15 protein-coding genes are annotated in these 14,367 nt (G+C 67.3%); 1 reads left to right on the top strand and 14 read right to left on the bottom strand.

Going from position 1 to position 14,367, the window contains the following annotated elements; genetic code table 11:
* Positions 1 to 52 precede the first annotated feature (52 nt).
* The 11 genes from NMB40_RS10160 to ppsR form a co-directional block, all read right to left on the bottom strand.
* On the bottom strand, positions 53 to 2,419 hold the full coding sequence (locus NMB40_RS10160) for a Tex family protein (protein ID WP_494360944.1): 2,367 nt from the start codon (positions 2,417 to 2,419) through the stop codon (positions 53 to 55).
* A 111-nt stretch (positions 2,420 to 2,530) separates the two neighbouring features.
* Complete coding sequence (locus NMB40_RS10165) at positions 2,531 to 2,746, bottom strand: hypothetical protein (protein WP_494360945.1); 216 nt, start codon at positions 2,744 to 2,746, stop codon at positions 2,531 to 2,533.
* 131 nt (positions 2,747 to 2,877) lie between these two features.
* Positions 2,878 to 3,330 (bottom strand): hypothetical protein, encoded by a 453-nt coding sequence (locus NMB40_RS10170; RefSeq protein ID WP_494360946.1) that lies wholly within the window; start codon positions 3,328 to 3,330, stop codon positions 2,878 to 2,880.
* On the bottom strand, positions 3,327 to 3,533 hold the full coding sequence (locus NMB40_RS10175) for a PspC domain-containing protein (protein ID WP_282247881.1): 207 nt from the start codon (positions 3,531 to 3,533) through the stop codon (positions 3,327 to 3,329). Before NMB40_RS10175 ends, NMB40_RS10170 begins: the two co-directional genes overlap by 4 nt.
* 87 nt (positions 3,534 to 3,620) lie before the next feature.
* Entirely contained in the window at positions 3,621 to 3,992 is a 372-nt protein-coding gene (locus NMB40_RS10180; protein ID WP_494360947.1) for a YfeK family protein, read from the bottom strand.
* Positions 3,992 to 5,059 carry a class III poly(R)-hydroxyalkanoic acid synthase subunit PhaC gene (gene phaC / locus NMB40_RS10185; protein WP_494360948.1) on the bottom strand — a complete coding sequence of 356 codons (1,068 nt, stop codon included), beginning with the start codon at positions 5,057 to 5,059 and terminating at the stop codon, positions 3,992 to 3,994. Before phaC ends, NMB40_RS10180 begins: the two co-directional genes overlap by 1 nt.
* On the bottom strand, positions 5,056 to 6,048 hold the full coding sequence (gene phaE, locus NMB40_RS10190; RefSeq protein WP_494360949.1) for a class III poly(R)-hydroxyalkanoic acid synthase subunit PhaE: 993 nt from the start codon (positions 6,046 to 6,048) through the stop codon (positions 5,056 to 5,058). The genes phaC and phaE overlap by 4 nt, the downstream gene beginning before the upstream one ends.
* On the bottom strand, positions 6,045 to 6,659 hold the full coding sequence (locus NMB40_RS10195; RefSeq protein ID WP_282247885.1) for a CDP-alcohol phosphatidyltransferase family protein: 615 nt from the start codon (positions 6,657 to 6,659) through the stop codon (positions 6,045 to 6,047). The genes phaE and NMB40_RS10195 overlap by 4 nt, the downstream gene beginning before the upstream one ends.
* Before the next feature lie 221 nt (positions 6,660 to 6,880).
* The gene (locus tag NMB40_RS10200) at positions 6,881 to 7,369 is read right to left on the bottom strand and encodes an NUDIX hydrolase (protein ID WP_093535964.1); all 489 of its coding nucleotides are present in this window, start codon (positions 7,367 to 7,369) and stop codon (positions 6,881 to 6,883) included.
* A 61-nt stretch (positions 7,370 to 7,430) separates the two neighbouring features.
* Positions 7,431 to 7,943 carry a DUF1249 domain-containing protein gene (locus NMB40_RS10205; RefSeq protein WP_282247888.1) on the bottom strand — a complete coding sequence of 171 codons (513 nt, stop codon included), beginning with the start codon at positions 7,941 to 7,943 and terminating at the stop codon, positions 7,431 to 7,433.
* Positions 7,944 to 8,034: 91 nt separating this feature from the next.
* Complete coding sequence (gene ppsR, locus NMB40_RS10210) at positions 8,035 to 8,856, bottom strand: posphoenolpyruvate synthetase regulatory kinase/phosphorylase PpsR (protein ID WP_068852678.1); 822 nt, start codon at positions 8,854 to 8,856, stop codon at positions 8,035 to 8,037.
* A gap of 144 nt (positions 8,857 to 9,000) precedes the next feature.
* Between ppsR and ppsA the strand changes: the two genes are divergently transcribed.
* Positions 9,001 to 11,379 (top strand): phosphoenolpyruvate synthase, encoded by a 2,379-nt coding sequence (gene ppsA, locus NMB40_RS10215; RefSeq protein ID WP_494360950.1) that lies wholly within the window; start codon positions 9,001 to 9,003, stop codon positions 11,377 to 11,379.
* Positions 11,380 to 11,532: 153 nt separating this feature from the next.
* Here the strand turns inward: ppsA and NMB40_RS10220 are convergent, their stop codons facing one another.
* The 3 genes from NMB40_RS10220 to orn form a co-directional block, all read right to left on the bottom strand.
* Positions 11,533 to 12,645, bottom strand: a complete 1,113-nt coding sequence (locus NMB40_RS10220) for an alkene reductase (protein ID WP_494360951.1) — start codon at positions 12,643 to 12,645, stop codon at positions 11,533 to 11,535.
* A 202-nt stretch (positions 12,646 to 12,847) separates the two neighbouring features.
* Positions 12,848 to 13,717, bottom strand: coding sequence for an EcsC family protein (locus NMB40_RS10225; protein ID WP_494360952.1), 870 nt, complete (start codon positions 13,715 to 13,717; stop codon positions 12,848 to 12,850).
* 53 nt (positions 13,718 to 13,770) lie between these two features.
* Positions 13,771 to 14,340: an oligoribonuclease gene (gene orn / locus NMB40_RS10230; protein ID WP_494360953.1), complete on the bottom strand. Its 570-nt coding sequence runs from the start codon at positions 14,338 to 14,340 to the stop codon at positions 13,771 to 13,773.
* Between the last annotated feature and the right edge of the window lie 27 nt (positions 14,341 to 14,367).

Below are 14,367 nucleotides of genomic sequence, written 5' to 3' on the forward strand. Positions count from 1 at the left end.
TCCCGCTCCCCGCCTAGCGTACCGGCATTCAACGGGAAACGGGATGGGCCCTTCAGTCCCCGCGCTTGGCCCGCGCAAAGGCGTCGGCCAGGGCGTTGTTGGCCGGCGGCGCACTGCTGCCCGGGCGCGGGCCGGGGGCCGGGCCACGACCGCCCTGCCGGGCACCACCGCCATCGCGCCGACCACCACCGGCCGGGCGCGCATCGCGCTCGCCGGGGGCCTTGGCCGGGGCCGGGCTGTCATCCAGGCGCCGGGTCAGGGCGATGCGCTTGCGGGCCACATCGACCTCCAGCACCTTCACCTTGACGATGTCGCCGGCCTTGACCACGTCGCGCGGGTCCTTCACGTAGGTGTCGGACAGCGCCGAAATGTGGATCAGGCCGTCCTGGTGCACGCCGATGTCGACGAACGCGCCGAACGCGGCCACGTTGCTGACCACGCCTTCCAGCACCATGCCCGGCTTGAGGTCCTTGATCTCCTCCACGCCCTCGGCAAAGCGCGCGGCCTTGAACTCCGGGCGCGGGTCGCGACCGGGCTTTTCCAGTTCCTTGAGGATGTCGCGCACGGTCGGCACGCCGAAGGTGGCGTCGGTGAACTGTTCGGCCTTCAGGCCGCGCAGGAAGCTGCCATCCCCGATCAGGGCCTTGATCGGGCGCGCGGTGGCGGCCACGATGCGCTCCACCACCGGATACGCTTCCGGGTGCACCGAGGATGCATCCAGCGGCTGGTCGCCGTCGGCAATGCGCAGGAAGCCGGCGCACTGTTCGAAGGTCTTTTCGCCCAGGCGCGGCACCTTGAGCAGGTCCTTGCGGCGCTTGAACGGACCGTTCTCGTCGCGGTGGCGCACGATGTTCTCGGCCACGGTCGAGGACAGCCCCGAGACCCGCGACAGCAGCGCCGCGGAGGCGGTGTTGACGTGCACGCCCACCGCGTTGACGCAGTCTTCCACGCGCGCATCCAGCGCGCGCGCCAGGCGGTACTGGTCAACGTCGTGCTGGTACTGGCCCACGCCGATCGCCTTGGGTTCGATCTTGACCAGCTCGGCCAGCGGATCCTGCAGGCGGCGGGCAATGGAGACCGCGCCACGGATCGACACGTCCAGGTCCGGGAATTCCTTGGCCGCGAACTCCGAGGCCGAGTACACCGAGGCGCCGGCTTCGCTGACCACGATCTTCTGCAGCTTGGCTTCGCCCAGTGCCTGGATCACCTCACCGGCCAGCTTGTCGGTTTCGCGGCTGGCGGTGCCGTTGCCGATCGCGATCAGTTCCACGTTGTGCTTCATGCACAGCTGTCTGATGGTCTGCAGCGACTGGTCCCACTGGCGGCGGGGTTCGTGCGGGTAGATGGTGTCGGTGGCGACCAGCTTGCCGGTGGCATCCACCACGGCGATCTTGCAGCCGGTGCGGATGCCCGGGTCCAGCCCGAGCACGGTCTTGGGCCCGGCCGGCGCCGCCAGCAGCAGGTCCTTGAGGTTGTCACCGAACACCGCGATGGCCTCTGCCTCGGCCTTTTCGCGGGCCTGGTTGAACAGGTCCAGCAGCAGGTGCATGTGCAGCTTGGCGCGCCAGGTCAGGCGGCAGGCGTCGAGCAGCCAGCGGTCGCCCGGGCGGCCGGCATCGCGGATCCCGGCCTTGAACGCCACGCGGCCTTCGGCATACACATGGCCGGCGTCGGCATCGGTGCCCGGGTCCAGTTCCAGGAACAGGATGTCCTCGCGGCGCGCGCGGAACAGCGCCAGCAGGCGGTGCGAGGGAATCTTCGCCAGCCCCTCGGCATGCTCGAAGTAGTCGCGATACTTGGCGCCCTGCTCTTCCTTGCCTTCAGCCACGCGCGCGCGGATCACGCCGTGCTCGCCCAGCCAGGCGCGCAGTTCGCCGACCAGCGCGGCGTCTTCGCCCCAGCGCTCCATCAGGATCGCGCGTGCGCCTTCCAGCGCGGCCTTGGTGTCGGCCACGCCCTTCTCGGCGTCGACGAAGCCGGCGGCGAACACCTGCGGGTCCAGCCCCGGGTCGCCCAGCAGGCCGTCAGCCAGTGGTTCCAGCCCGGCTTCGCGGGCGATCTGCGCGCGGGTACGGCGCTTGGGCTTGTACGGCAGGTACAGGTCTTCCAGGCGCGACTTGGTGTCCGCGCCCAGGATGTCGTTGCGCAGTTCGTCGCTGAGCTTGCCCTGTTCGTCGATGCTGGCCAGCACCGCCGCGCGGCGCTCTTCCAGCTCGCGCAGGTAGGTCAGCCGGCTTTCCAGGTTGCGCAGCTGGGTGTCGTCCAGCCCGCCGGTGACTTCCTTGCGGTAGCGGGCGATGAACGGCACGCTGGCGCCTTCGTCGAGCAGGGCGATGGCGGCATGCGCCTGGGCAGTCTGGGCACCGATTTCATCGGCGATGGTCTGGGCGATCTGCTGGGCGAGCTTGAGGTCTGGCATTGCGTCCGGCCGAAGCCACTATGCGGAAAGCACCGATTGTGGCAACGCAGGGCGGCGGGGGAAACCCGTTGACATTCCCGAAAAATGCCCATGCCGACCAACGGTCGGCATCTACCGGTAATGGCGGGCCGCGCGAACCCTCACCGCTTCGTCCTGCAGGGATTCCAGCGCCATCACCCGGACCCTGCCCAGGCCCTGCAGCTCCATGAAGCGCTCGGTGTAGATCTCGGGGCCGATGTCGGTATCGGCGCGTGATTTGGTGAAGCCGTGGGGCACCAGGCCCTTGTCGCCATCCTTGCTACCACCGACATAAAGAACGATTGCCATGTGATGTGTTCCTCCAGAAACGTCATGCGTGTACTTCGGCGCACAGCGTAGCGCGCCCAACCTGACTGGTGTGTCAGGAGGCTAATGACGTTTGTTTGCATACAGATGACGTCGCGTTGTAGACGCGTTGCTCACCGTTTTCTTAACGGCCACCAGCCATGACCGTGCAAGGCGTACAGATCCGCCGCGCGCTCGAACGGGTTGCGTGCGCTTACCCCGCCGCACAGCAGGTACACCGGCAGGTAGAGCGGCCCCAGCACCAGGTACTGGTACACGTGGGCGCGCTCGTGGTCATGCAGGCCGATCACCGGTTCGGTGCAGTGCCCCGCCTGATGCGCATAAGTGCGGCAGGGCACCTCCAGGCTGGCGCCGGTGTGCAGGATGACGTTGCCCAGGGTGATCGCCCCACCCGGCCCCCAGGGGTACTCACGGAACACCAGCGCGAAATCGCGCCGGCTCCAGTACGGGCGCGCGCCGGCCAGCATGCCGGCCAGCCCTCCCAGCACGCCGAACAGGGTGTTGGGCGCGGTCCACACCGCCCCCAGCCCCTGCAGCGCGCGCAGCGCCAGTGGCGGCAGGCTCAATCGGCCTCGTTGGGGATCAGCAGCCACAGCACCAGATACACCAGGATGCCCGGGAACGCGGCAGAGGCCAGCGACACCAGCACGAACAGGACGCGCAGCAGGGTCGGGCTCCAGCCGAAACGGTGGGCGATGCCGCCCATCACCCCGGCAATCATGCGGTCGTTGAGCGAGCGCGACAGCGTGCGGGGAACGGTGGTGTTCATGGCGGGATCCTCCAGCGGTGATGGGGGAACGGTAGCGCAGGGGGTGTGTAGCCGATGCGTTGAAAGGTGCCGGCCGGGGGCCGCGGTTCAGCGCGGCTGCCGCAGCGCCTGCAGGCGCGCGCCGAACCATGCCGCCGCGGTCTGCTCGGGCTGCCCCGGGCAGGCGATCCGGTACGGCTTGCCGCTGATGCTGCTCTGGCTGGCGGCCCGCTCGATGAACTGCTCGGCGCTGTCCACCTTGTCCTTCTTCAGCAGGTACTCGTACTTGCGCTGCAGGTGCGCGCGCGCCTCGGCGGCATCATGCCAGCTGCCGTTGCGCTGGAAACGGCAGGACGAACCGTCCAGCGCACCGATCAGGGCGGCGATCTCGCGGCGGGCCACCTCGCTGGGCGCTGCCGTGACGCTGCCACTGAAGGCACCTAGCGCGACCACGAGTGCCAGGGTCCAACGGCCGTCCATCAGCTGCGCTCCGCCAGCCACGTCGAAATGGTCCCCGGCACTTCGCGCTGGGCGCGGCCGGAGACGTAGATGCCGATATGGCCGCCGCGGAAGCTGCTTTCGGTGTAATCGGTGCTGCCGATCCGCCCGCCCATCGCGCGCGACGCATCCGGCGGCACCAGGTGATCCTGCTCGGCGTAGATGTTCAGCACCGGCAGGGTGACCTGGCGCAGGTCGACATGCTCCTCGCCGATCGTCACCCCGTCATGCATCAGGCCGTTGCCCTGGTAGAACTGCTTGATGAAGTCACGGAAGGCCTCGCCGGCCAGGTCGGGCGAATCGAAGATCCACTTCTCCATGCGCAGGAAATCCTGCAGCGCGGCCTTGTCGTCGAGGATGTCCAGCAGCCCCACGTACTTCTGGATGTTGAGCCGGAACGGCTTGAGCATCAGGTAGCTGGCATTCATCAGGTCGGCCGGGATGTTGCCCAGCGTGTCCACCAGCAGGTCCACGTCCACCTGCCGCGCCCAGTGCGAGAGCATGTTGTCCGGGGTCTGGAAATCCACCGGGGTCACCATGGTGATCAGGTTGGCCAGCTTGGGCTGGCGCAGCGCGGCATAGCAAAGCGCGAACACCCCGCCCTGGCAGACGCCCAGCATGTTCACCGGCGCGCCATCGTTGGCGGCGACCAGGTGGTCGACGGCACCATCGACATAGCGCAGCAGGTAGTCTTCCAGGGTCTGGTAGCGCTCGGAGCGGTCCGGGTAGCCCCAGTCCAGCACGTACACGTCGTGCCCGAGCGCCAGCAGGCGCTGGACCAGCGAGCGGTCGGCCTGCAGGTCCACCATGTACGGGCGGTTGACCAGCGCATAGACGATCAGCAGCGGGGTGCGCTGCACCGGCGCCTGCTCACCCACGAAGCGGTACAGCGTGACCTTGCCGTCGCGCCAGACTTCCTCGCGCGCGGTGGCGCCGTAATCCACGTCTTCCACCGACGGCAGCAATTTCAGGCCGTCCATCAGCTTGCGCTGCATGGACAGCGTTTCCTGCAGCAGGTCTTCGGCATTGAAACCGAGCGGTCCCTTCATGGCGCCGCCTTGCGCGCGCGCGGGGTGGGCGCGGCCTTCTTCGTGGATTTTTTCGTGGCCTTTTTCGTGGCCTTGCCTGCCGGCGTGTCCGCTGCGGGCTTCGCCGCTGCCGCCATGCGCCGTACCAGCCGTTCCAGTTCGGTGATGCGCCGGTGCGCGGCATCCATCTCGGTGCGGGTCGGCAGGCCGAACGCCTCGCTGATCCGCTCCACTTCCTGCTGGGCCGCGCCGCGCAGGCGCATCTGTGCGTTGCCCAGCGCGGCGTAGACCTGCTGGAACGGTTCGGACATCGCGACCTTGGCGTACGCCTCTTCGGCCGCCTCGATCCACAGGTCGAACATCGCGCGCGCGCTGGTCAGCTGGTTGCCCGGCTGCTCATGCTCGGCAAGGCGCTGCTCGAACAGGCCGAACGCATCGTCCAGCGCCTGCTTGATCTGGTCCACGTAGTCACGGGCGTGGCCCTGGTACTCCTGCTGGGCGCGCAGCAGCGCCTGCCAGCGGGCCTGGTGTTCGCGGCCGGGGCCGAACGCGGGGCTCTGCAGCCACGGCTCGACGTCCTGCTGCAGCCGCTCCAGCAGCGCCAGCAGGTCGGGGCCGCCGGCCTGGGTGTGCCCACGCGCGCCCTGCAGCATCCACTTGAGTAGGCCGTCGCCCTGCCCCTCCACGGCCTCGCGCCACGCCTGGGCGATATCGGCGCTGCTGCTGTCCTGGCCGGCGAAGCGCGCGGCCACCTGCTGCATGGTGCCGTACCAGCCGCCGGCCTGGTCGCGGAAGCGGTGCACGGCGTCTTCGGACTGCCGGTTGCCCGGGTTGGACATCAGCTGCGCCCAGCCTTCGATGGTCTGCTGCCAGGTGCCCGGCGCGGCGCCGGCGGGTTCGCCACCCGGCGGGACCGCCGCATGCCGCAGGGCATCGCCCCAGGCGCTGAAGTACTGCCGGGCCAACGCTTCGAAGTCGCCTGCGTCGTGGCCGCCGCCCGCGGTACTCATGGCTTGGGAATGCGCAGGGTCTTGCTGATCATCAGCGAACCGGACAGCGCGAACAGCAGCACCAGCGGGTGCAGCTGCCACGGACCCAGCTGCCAGCGGCCGAGCCACAGGTCATGGCCGATCGCGCCCATGCTGGCGGCAATGGCCAGCACCACCACCAGCGCCAGGCTGGTCGGAATGGGGGTGCCCTCGAAGTACGGCACCTTGTCGCCTTCGCCGGCCAGCGCTTCGGCGGTCACGTTGTAACGGGCCAGGCGGCTTACCCCGCAGCAGACGAAATAGCTCAGCACCAGCCAGTCCCAGCCCCCCTGCATGCCACAGGCATACGCCAGCGCGGCCGGGGCCACGCCGAAGGAGATCACGTCCGACAGCGAGTCCAGCTCGCGGCCCAGGGTCGAACTGGACTTGCGCCAGCGCGCGATCCGCCCGTCCAGCGCATCGAAGATGAAGGCCAGCGGGATCAGCGCCATGCCGAACAGCAGGTAGCTGCGCTCGCCGTCCTGCAGGTAGCGCATGGCCGCAAACACCGCACCTGTGCCGCAGAACGCGTTGGCCAGGGTGAACCAGTCGGCCAGGTGGAACTCGCGCAGCATCGTGAAGTGACGTTTCATGGAAGCTCGGTGGGCGGCAATGCCGAAAGAGTACCGCGAGCGGGCCGAACCGCGACAGCCTTCACGGACGCCGCCCTTCGCGCCGTGCTCACGCGACGCTGACCGGCGGCGAATTTTTCGCCACCCATCTTGACAGCCATGGGGGCTGGTCGCTGCCGGGCGTTATCCACAAACTTACGCACCGGTCATCCACACCCCCTGTGGATAAGCCGGGCCTATCGTCAAAGCCGGGTATACGACCAGGACTGCATCGTGCCGTCGCGGTAGGGCATCACCCCATGGAACGGGCGCGGGTCCTCGTCGAACACCAGCGGCAGGAACTGGCGGTCGCCCTCCCACAGCGGCAGGGTCTCCAGCTTGTCCACGTCCACCCACTCCAGGGTGCCTTCCGGGTTGGAGGTCAGCGGGGTGCCGGTGAAGTCATCGATGACGAACACGAAGCCGAACCAGTCTTCGCCGTGCTTGCCGAACCCCGGCCAGCTGATGGTGCCGCGCATGCGCATGGTGCCGCACTCGATCCCGGCTTCCTCCAGGATTTCCCGTCGCATGCCGGCGGCCACGTCCTCATCGCGCTCGACCTTGCCGCCCAGCCCGTTGTACTTGCCCAGGTGCTGGTCACCCGGCCGTGCGTTGCGGTGGATCATCAGGGCCTGGCGGCCATCGGGCGACAGCACGTAGCCCAGGGTGGCCACGATCGGGGTATAGGGCATGGAGGCAACGGCTCGCAGGACACAATCGCCGATTATGCGCGATCCGTGCCGGGCCGGTCGCTCAGCCGGCCACCTGGGCGCGGCGGGTGTCGGCCGGGGCCGGCAGCGCGTCGCGGTCGCGGCGCAGGGTGGCCACGCCATGGCCGCGCTCGGCCAGGTATTCCAGCCACTTGCCCAGGAAGGTGTTCATGCGCATGCGGTGGCTGATCAGCTCGGCCGGCGGCGGGTACATGCCCACCACGTCCTGCCAGCGCCGGCCCACGTAGCAGTGGGTGGTCTCTGCCTGGCGCGCATCGCGGTACAGGCGCACGTAGGCCGACGGGTCGGGCTGGCCGGTGACCGGATCGGCGAAGTCGTAGGTCAGGCGCAGTTCGACCGTGTAGGGGTGGCATTCGATGACGTCAAGCCGCACATCCAGGCCATCCCCCACCGAGGACACGTAACTGCCCGGTTCCAGCCCGGCCGGCTCGAACAGCCGCACCAGGTGGCGGTAATTCTCGGCATACAGGCCCATCAGCCAGCTCAGGCGGCTGAGCCGGGGAATGCGTTCGATGCGGGGCGATGCCTGGGCCATGTGTCGATCCTACACGTTGAAGAATCTAACGTGGGGACGGCAGGGACCGGCCAAAAGGGGCGCCCGCGGGTCCGCCCCACACCCCGGTGGCTCAATAAAGCTCCCGCTGCAGCCCCAATGTGGTCAGCACCTTGCTCGAGATCTCCTCGATCGAGGTATGGGTGGTGCTCAGGGTGGGAATGCGCTCCATCCGGAACATGGTCTCGGCCGCGGCGACCTCGCGCCGGCAGGTCTCCAGGTTGGCATAGCGCGAGTTCGGGCGGCGCTCCTGGCGGATCTGCTGCAGCCGGTCCGGGTCGATGGTCAGCCCGAACAGCTTCTTGCGGTAGGGCCGCAGCCGGGCCGGCAGGCGATCCTGCTCCAGGTCCTCGTCGGTCAGCGGGTAGTTGGCCGCGCGGACTCCGTAATGCAGGGCCAGGTAGATGCAGGTCGGGGTCTTGCCGGCCCGCGACACCGCCACCAGGATCACGTCGGCATCGTCGTAGTTGATGGCGATGCCGTCATCGTGGGTCAGCGCGAAGTTCATCGCGTTGATGCGGCGGTGGTAGGTCTCGAAGTCCACCATGCCGTGCGCCTGACCCACCCGGGAATGGCGGTTCACGGCCAGTTCGCGCTCCAGCGGCTCGATGAAGGGGGCGAACACGTCGAGCATCAGCCCGCCGCTCTCGGCCAGGATCATGCTCAGCCCGCTGTCCACGCAGGAACTGACCACGATCGGCCGGACCTGGTAGCGCTCCCCCGCCGCGCGGATCCTTTCACACGCTTCACGGGCCTTTTCCGGATCGTCGATGAACGACATTCGATCGGTGATGAAGCTGAACCCGGAGAACTGGGTCAGGAGGCTATGCCCAATGGTTTCAGCGGTGATACCGGTTCCATCGGATACGTAGAACACCGGACGGATCGTCGACATACGCCTTTTACCCCCTCTGAAGCTTAAAAAGGCCGACGATACAAGCTTGTGCCGACGGCGGTATGCCCGGCATCATATCGGCTTCTTCCTACGGACGTGGCCATCCAAGCCCGCCTCGGGCGATGGCCAAACGGAGCATCGCGCTTGAACGAGAATATCCTGTGGTTGCACGAACTGCGCCTGGCCGACCTGGCCCGCGTAGGCGGCAAGAATTCGTCGCTGGGCGAAATGATCGGCAATCTTGCCGGTCTGGGGGTTTCTGTCCCCGGCGGTTACGCAACCACCGCTGAAGCCTTCAAGGACTTCATCGCGCACAACGACCTGTCCAAGCGCATTTTCGACAAGCTGGCCACGCTGGACGTGGAAGATGTCGCCGCGCTCACCGTTGCCGGCAAGGAAATCCGCGGCTGGGTGATCGACGCCCCGCTGCAGCCGCAGCTGGACCAGGACATCCGCAGCGCCTACAAGCAGCTGTGCGACGAGAACGGCGGCGGCGACGTGGCCGTGGCCGTGCGTTCTTCGGCCACCGCCGAAGACCTGCCCGATGCCTCCTTCGCCGGCCAGCAGGAAACCTTCCTCAACGTCACCGGTGCCGACGATGTCGTGCACAAGGTCAAGGAAGTGTTCGCCTCGCTCTATAACGACCGTGCCATCGCCTACCGCGTGCACCACGGCTTCAAGCACGAAGACGTGTTCCTGTCCTCCGGCGTGCAGCTGATGGTGCGCTCGGGCGTGGGTTCGTCGGGCGTGCTGTTCACCCTGGACACCGAATCGGGCTTCCGCGACGTGGTGTTCGTGACCTCCAGCTTCGGGCTGGGCGAAATGGTCGTGCAGGGCGCGGTCAATCCCGACGAGTTCTACGTCTACAAGCCCACGCTGAACGCCGGCAAGCCGGCCATTCTGCGCCGATCGCTGGGCAGCAAGGCAATCCGCATGGTGTATTCGGATGTCCCGGGCGAGCGCGTCCGCATCGAAGACACCCCGGTCGAGATCCGCAACACCTTCTCGATCAGCGACGAGGACGTGCAGGAACTGTCCAAGCAGGCGCTGATCATCGAAAAGCATTACGGCCGCCCGATGGATATCGAGTGGGCCAAGGACGGCGTGAGCGGCAAGCTGTTCATCGTGCAGGCGCGCCCGGAAACGGTGAAGTCGCGTGGCCATGCCACCCAGATCGAGCGTTTCGCGCTGAACGACAAGGGCGGCAAGGTGTTGGCCGAAGGCCGCGCGGTGGGCGCCAAGATCGGCGCGGGCGTGGCCCGCGTGGTCAAGTCGCTGGAAGACATGGCGCGCGTGCAGCCGGGCGACGTGCTGATCGCGGACATGACCGACCCCGATTGGGAGCCGGTGATGAAGCGCGCGTCGGCGATCGTCACCAACCGTGGCGGCCGTACCTGCCACGCGGCGATCATCGCGCGTGAGCTGGGCGTGCCGGCCGTGGTCGGTTCGGGCAACGCCACGCAGGTGTTGAAGGATGGCCAGGAAGTGACGGTCAGCTGCGCCGAGGGCGACACCGGCTTCATCTATGAAGGCAAGCTCGACTTCGAGCGCACCACCACGGACCTGGGCAACATGCCGCCGGCGCCGCTGAAGATCATGATGAACGTGGCCAATCCGGAACGTGCCTTCGACTTCGGCCAGCTGCCGAACGCGGGCATCGGCCTGGCCCGCCTGGAGATGATCATTGCCAGCCACATCGGCATCCATCCCAACGCGTTGCTGGAATACGACCGCCAGGATGCGGCCACGAAGAAGAAGATCGACGAGAAGATCGCCGGTTACGCCGATCCGGTCAGCTTCTATGTGAACCGCCTGGCCGAAGGCATCGCCACGCTGACCGCGTCGGTGGCGCCGAACCCGGTGATCGTGCGCCTGTCGGACTTCAAGTCCAACGAGTACGCCAACCTGATCGGTGGCAGCAACTACGAGCCGCACGAAGAGAACCCGATGATCGGCTTCCGCGGCGCCAGCCGTTACGTCGACCCGAGCTTCTCGGCCGCCTTCGCACTGGAATGCAAGGCCGTGCTGCGCGTGCGCAACGAAATGGGCCTGGACAACCTGTGGGTGATGATTCCGTTCGTCCGCACGCTGGAAGAAGGCCGCAAGGTCGTCGAGGTGCTGGAACAGAACGGGCTGAAGCAGGGCGAGAACGGCCTGAAGATCATCATGATGTGCGAGGTGCCGTCCAACGCGCTGCTCGCCGATGAGTTCCTGGAGATCTTCGACGGCTTCTCGATCGGTTCCAACGACCTGACCCAGCTGACGCTGGGCCTGGACCGCGATTCGTCGATCGTGGCGCACCTGTTCGACGAACGTAACCCGGCGGTGAAGAAGCTCCTGTCGATGGCGATCAAGTCGGCACGCGCCAAGGGCAAGTACGTGGGCATCTGCGGCCAGGGCCCGTCCGATCATCCGGACCTTGCCGAATGGCTGATGCAGGAAGGCATCGAATCGGTGTCGCTGAACCCGGACACCGTGGTCGATACCTGGCTGCGGTTGGCCAAGTTGAAGGCCAAGGGCTGATAACGAAAAACCCCGCTTCGGCGGGGTTTTTCGTGCGTCCAACTGATCGGGCACCTGACCGTAGAGCCACGCCCTGCGTGGCTGCTCTCCGTTCCGGCGCCGCGAAGCCACGCAGGGCGTGGCTCTACACGATCCGGCACCAGGAATGCGGATTTACGCCGCCACTTCTTCGGCGGCCGGGTAATCAGTAAATCCGGCTTCAGCCCCACCAAAGTACGTGGCCTTGTCAGGCGCGTTCAACGCCAGGCCCTGCTGCAGGCGTGCCGGAAGGTCGGGGTTGGCGATGAACGGTCGGCCGAAACCGATCAGGTCCGCCCAGCCGTTCGTCAGCGCTTCCTCTGCGCGTTCAACCGTGTACTTGCCGGCGTAGATGAGCGTGCCGCGATAGATCATCCGCAGCGCTTCCTTGAACGCTACCGGCATCACCGGGGCGTCTTCCCAGTCCGCTTCGACGATGTGCAGGTAGGCCACGCCGATGCTGTCCAGGATGTGCGCGGCGGCCAGGTAGGTGGCCTGCGGGGTGTCGTCCACGGCGCCCTGCAGGGTGGTCAGCGGGGCCAGGCGCACGCCGAGGCGGTCAGCGCCTACTTCTGCGGCGACCGCTTCGGCGACTTCGCGCAGGAAACGCAGGCGGTTCTGCAGCGAGCCACCGTAGCCGTCGGTGCGCTGGTTGGCCTGGGAATCGATGAACTGGTTGATCAGGTAGCCGTTGGCGCCGTGCAGTTCAACGCCGTCGAAGCCGGCGTCGATGGCGCGGCGGGCGGCCAGCGCGTAGTCGCGCACGATCTGCGGGATTTCGCTGATGTCCAGGGCGCGCGGCATGGAGTGCTGGACCATCTCGCCTACCCCGCCCTGCGGGCCGGTGCCGGCGACGTCGACGAAGACCTTGACGCCGTCGGCCTGCAGGGCCGAGGACGAGACCGGTGCGGCGCCGTTCGGCTGCAGGTCCACGTGCGAGACGCGGCCCACGTGCCAGAGCTGGGCGAAGATGTGGCCACCGGCGGCGTGCACGGCGTCGGTGACGCCGCGCCAGCCGGCGACCTGGGCGTCGTCGTGGATGCCGGGGGTCCAGGCGTAGCCCTGCCCCTGCGGGCTGATCTGGGTGCCTTCGCTGACGATCAGGCCGGCCGAGGCGCGCTGGGCGTAGTACTGGGCCATCAGCGGGGTGGCGACGTTGCCGGTGGCGGCGCGCGAGCGGGTCATCGGCGGCATGACGATGCGGTTGGGCAGGGTCAGCGGGCCGAGGCGGTAGGGGGTGAAGAGCATGGGGGTTCCTTGCTGGAGACTGTGGCAAGGATGGGGATGGCGGGCCGTGGGGAACAGGCCTTTGGCGGCAATAGTGTTGTGCCGTCGGTGCAATGATCGCATGCCAGGGATCTTAGCGACACGCCATGCGTGTCCCACGCGAACCGGCCGAAGCTGGCGTATCGGCTGCGGATGCACCGCCTGGGACACGCGTGGCGTGTCGCTACGGGATCTGGCCTGCCAGTTGGTTGTAGGCGGCACGCACTGTTTCGTAGCCGTACTGGCGTTCCAGGCGGCGCACGATGAAATGGCCGCGCGCCATGTCCTGGTAGTAGTCGGTGAACATGGTGTTCAACGTGGCGCCGGCGACCGCGCCGATGATCGGCACTGCCTGGGCGGCGAATTTCTCGGTGACCACCACGCCGAAGCGGGCAGCGACCTTTTCGACGATCTTGGCCAGCCACTTGCCGGCTTCCTTCGGGGTCAGGCCGATCATCACGCCACCGCCGCCGACCGCCGCGCCGGCCAGTTCGGCCGACAGGTGGCGCATCACTTCGGCGGTGAAGCCACGGGTGATGTAGTAGCCGGTCTCGCTGGCGTCGTCCTGGCCGGAGTTTCCGCCCAGCGCGAACACTTCCAGGCAGGCGTGGCGCGTGCCCATCTCGCTCAGGTCGAAGCCTTCGCTGCGGGCGATGTCGGCGACCGAGCGCATCATGATCGTAGTCGACACCGGCAGTTCCAGGAACAGCGCGGTAAACCCGAACGCACCGCCCAGCGCACCGGTGGTGGCGGCGGCCACCTTGTGCCAGCGCGTGGAGGCGGCCTTGCCCGGGGTGTTGTCCATGCTCCACAGCGCGGCCTGCGCGGATTTGAACAGCGCCGCCTCCACCGCGCCGTGGATCCGCCGCGACACCGACTGCGGCAGCTTCTTCACCGCGAACTCCAATGGCGAACCGATCAGGTTCGCCATCTTGGCGGTGAGCGTGGGCGATTCGAGCAGGCCCACCGCCCGCTGCAGGTCGGCCCAGTCCTGCGAGGTCGGCAGGATCTGCGCTTCCAGCGGCGGCGGCACGATACGGACGATATGGCTCATGCCCGGATCATAACCCTGTCCGGTTGAACGCCATGTGCCCGACGGCGCGCAGGTCAGGCCGGCAGGCCGGACAACGCGCCCATGAACTGCCGATAGTGGCGCAGCTCGGCGATCGAATCGTGCACATCGCTCAGCGCGGTGTGGCTGGAGGTCTTGCCTACCCCGGCGGCCACGCTGGGCGCCCAGCGCCGGGCCAGCTCCTTGACAGTGGACACGTCCAGGTTGCGGTAGTGGAAGTACTTTTCCAGGCGCGGCATTTCACGGTGCAGGAAACGGCGGTCCTGGCAGATCGAGTTGCCGCACATCGGCGAGGCGCCGGCCTTGATCCACTGCGCCAGGAAGTTCACCGTCTGCGCCTCGGCCTGCGCCAGGGTGACCTGGCTGTCGACCACGCGCTGCCACAGGCCCGAACGGCGGTGCTGGTTGCGGTTCCACTCGTCCATTGCTTCCAGGCGCTCCACCGGATGGTGGATGGCGAACTCCGGGCCTTCGGCCAGCACGTTCAACTGCGCGTCGGTGACGACGGTAGCGATCTCAATGATCGAATCGTTGTCGGTATCCAGACCGGTCATTTCCAGGTCGATCCAGATCAGTCGTTCGCCTTCGGCGCCGTTGTCCGCCATGTCCTGCCCTTGTGCAGAGAGTAATGC

It is taken from the genome of Stenotrophomonas sp. FBCC-B152 (assembly GCF_059134105.1).